This window comes from Desulfovibrio sp. (assembly GCF_035644575.1).
GTDB lineage: Bacteria > Desulfobacterota > Desulfovibrionia > Desulfovibrionales > Desulfovibrionaceae > Desulfovibrio.
Genome location: NZ_DASQOG010000175.1, coordinates 1 through 2,414, shown reverse-complemented (window position 1 = coordinate 2,414; position 2,414 = coordinate 1). Strand labels below are relative to the sequence as shown.

Here is a 2,414-nt window from a genome sequence, read left to right as displayed (position 1 = left end):
CATGCCATTGTGCAGCATTGAAGAGGCCATTGCCGACATCCGGCAGGGCAAAATGATTATTCTGGTAGATGACGAAGGCCGCGAAAACGAAGGCGACCTCACCATGGCAGCCGAGCATGTGACTCCGGAAGCCATCAATTTTATGGCCAAGTTCGGCAGGGGGCTCATCTGCCTGCCTATGGCTCCCGAAATCATTGACCGTTTGCAATTGCCCCTGATGACCCAGCGCAACGGTTCGCGCTTTGGCACCAACTTCACCATTTCCATTGAAGCCCGCGAGGGCGTGACCACGGGCATTTCCGCCGCCGACCGCGCCACGACCATTCTGGCTGCCGTGGCAGACAATGTGCGGCCTGACGACATCGTCACCCCCGGCCATATCTTCCCCCTGCGGGCCAAGGCTGGCGGCGTGCTTTCACGCGCCGGGCAGACCGAAGGCGGCGTTGACCTTTCCCGTCTGGCCGGGCTCAAGCCTGCGTCTGTCATCTGCGAAATCATGCGCGACGACGGCACCATGGCACGTATGCCCGACCTCGAAATTTTTGCCGAAGAACATGGCCTCAAGATTGCCGCGGTCAAGGATCTCATCCGTTACCGCCTTGACCGGGGTCAGGTTTCGGTGCGCCGTGTGGCGCAGGCTCATCTGCCCACGCGGTTTGGCGAATTTTCGGTTATTGCCTATGAAAGCGAAAATGAACCCGGCACGCATCTGGCCCTTGTGAAGGGCGACCTTTCCACGTCGGAACCGGTGCTGACCCGTATCCACAGCGAATGCCTCACGGGCGACGCCCTGGGGTCGCTGCGCTGCGACTGCGGCGGCCAGCTGGGCGCTGCTCTGCGCCAGATTGAAAAAGAAGGACGCGGCGCGCTGCTCTACATGCGTCAGGAAGGGCGCGGCATCGGCCTTGCCAACAAGATCAAGGCCTACGCCTTGCAGGATGAAGGCTACGACACGGTCGAAGCCAACCGCAAGCTGGGCTTTCCCCCGGATTTGCGCGACTACGGCACTGGCGCGCAGATGCTGGTTGATCTGGGCATCCACAAGATCCGTCTGCTGACCAATAACCCCAAAAAGATTGTGGGGCTTTCCGGTTACGGCATCGAGATCGTGGAGCGGGTACCCATTGAAATGGAAGCCTGCCCGGAGAATGAAAATTATCTGCGCACCAAGAAGGAAAAGATGGCGCACATGCTTTCATGCTCGTGCCACCATTAGATATGCTGCGCCGTCCCTTTGGGCGGCGCTTGTTTTTTGCAGGGATTGAAGCCACAGGCGCGCCGTTGCGCCGCCGTTCTTGAATATTTGCAAAACAGGGAGCGACGCTATGGGCTTGGGTAAAATGCTGAAAACCCAGTTGGTTTTGCTGTGGAAGTTTCTTGGATTTTTTCAACCCCCGGTGCTGCGCTTTTTGCACGCGCTGGTGGTCTGCCTGATACTGGTGCAGGTGCTGACGCAACTGTTTGGCCTTGGCACTGTGCACATGATTCTGGGCCTTGTGCTGTGCGTGCTGGGATTTGGGCTTGTGGCCTGCGGGATTGGCATGCGGGGGCCGCGCCACTACTTTCCCTATCTGTGGGGCGACATGGATCAACTTGGCAAGGACGTTGCGGCCATACGCAGCGGCAAGCTGATTATCGCACCGCGCCCCAAGGGGCTTGCCTGTGTTGTGCAGGGGCTCGGCATGGGCGCCTTGAGCATGGCCTTGCTCACGGGCCTGTGGTGGTTCCGCTCATGGCAGATGGGCGATGTGTCGCACACCGCGGCAAGCCTGCACAGCATTTTTGTATGGCTTTTGATGGCCTATGCCGTAGGGCATGGCGGTATGGCTCTGGGGCATTTTTTCTTTTGGAAGCAGACCGCGGCAAAAAAGCCTCAGGCAAGCTAACAAAATCTGCCCGTTCGGGCATATCCGCTGGTATCTGCCGTTGACGGCAGCTATTGGCAGCGGTAATTTTTTTGTGGCGGCGCGTGCTGCGCCGCCACATCCTCACAAGCGCCTGATCCCGGCACGTCTGCCTGGCAATGGGCCGTCCTTTTCACGTCTCCTCTCTGGTTGAGTTTTGCTATCCGTTGGCAGAATACGGAATATTTTTTTTCATGGCAGCCGCAGAATTTTTTTATGTGTTCCTTCCCGTCAGAAGGCAGGGAACATTGTGGGCACTGCGTCTTCACAATACCGCGTATGATGCTTAACTGTTTAAAACAATTTGAATTGCAATGATGCAGATCGCATTGACCCGGTATGGGGGCAACGACAGTAGGCAAGCTTTTTGCGAGAATGTCAGACTGTGATACCAAAGTTTTTTGGCTCGTGCCCTTTGCAAACTTGTCAAACAACGCTATACGACTTCATTCTCGTAAAAAAGTTGACCGACTGTTCAAACAACCGTATGGGAATCCAAATCTGTCAGGC

The 2,414-nt window shown here is 56.7% G+C and carries 2 protein-coding genes; both read left to right on the top strand.

The features are described 5' to 3' along the window. The first annotated feature begins 1 nt into the window (after position 1). Positions 2-1,216 (top strand): bifunctional 3,4-dihydroxy-2-butanone-4-phosphate synthase/GTP cyclohydrolase II, encoded by a 1,215-nt coding sequence (locus VEZ52_RS10210; RefSeq protein ID WP_324836711.1) that lies wholly within the window; start codon positions 2-4, stop codon positions 1,214-1,216. Between the two features lie 109 nt (positions 1,217-1,325). Further along, positions 1,326-1,886 (top strand): cytochrome b/b6 domain-containing protein, encoded by a 561-nt coding sequence (locus VEZ52_RS10205; RefSeq protein ID WP_324836710.1) that lies wholly within the window; start codon positions 1,326-1,328, stop codon positions 1,884-1,886. Positions 1,887-2,414 lie beyond the last annotated feature (528 nt).